This window comes from Erwinia persicina (assembly GCF_014838825.1).
Lineage (GTDB): Bacteria > Pseudomonadota > Gammaproteobacteria > Enterobacterales > Enterobacteriaceae > Erwinia > Erwinia persicina_A.
In genome coordinates this window covers 1-647 of the sequence record NZ_JACYMO010000037.1, presented here as the reverse complement: position 1 = coordinate 647, position 647 = coordinate 1, and the positions used below count along the sequence as shown (strand labels likewise).

Genomic DNA, 647 nt, shown 5'->3' with positions numbered 1-647 from the left:
TCTCACGTTGAATACGACACCCCAACTCGCCACTACGCGCACGTTGACTGCCCAGGCCACGCCGACTATGTGAAAAACATGATCACCGGTGCTGCTCAGATGGACGGCGCTATCCTGGTTGTTGCTGCGACTGACGGCCCAATGCCTCAGACCCGTGAGCACATCCTGCTGGGTCGCCAGGTTGGCGTTCCGTTCATGATCGTATTCATGAACAAATGCGACATGGTTGACGACGAAGAGCTGCTGGAGCTGGTTGAAATGGAAGTGCGTGAGCTGCTGTCTGCTTACGATTTCCCTGGCGACGACATCCCGGTTGTTCGTGGTTCTGCACTGAAAGCCCTGCAGGGTGAAGCAGAGTGGGAAGCCAAAATCATCGAACTGGCTGGTCACCTGGATAACTACATCCCAGAGCCAGAGCGTGCGATTGATAAGCCATTCCTGCTGCCAATCGAAGACGTCTTCTCTATTTCCGGCCGTGGTACTGTTGTGACCGGTCGTGTAGAGCGCGGTATCGTTAAAGTCGGTGAAGAAGTTGAGATCGTTGGTATCAAAGATACCGTGAAATCAACCTGTACCGGTGTTGAAATGTTCCGTAAGCTGCTGGACGAAGGCCGTGCGGGTGAGAACTGTGGTATCCTGCTGCGCGG

General features: G+C 54.4%; 1 protein-coding gene. It reads left to right on the top strand.

The genetic code is table 11. From position 1 onward, the window contains the following. A partial coding sequence (locus IFU29_RS22205) for a GTP-binding protein (RefSeq protein ID WP_244633781.1) occupies positions 1-647 on the top strand: 647 nt, incomplete at both ends.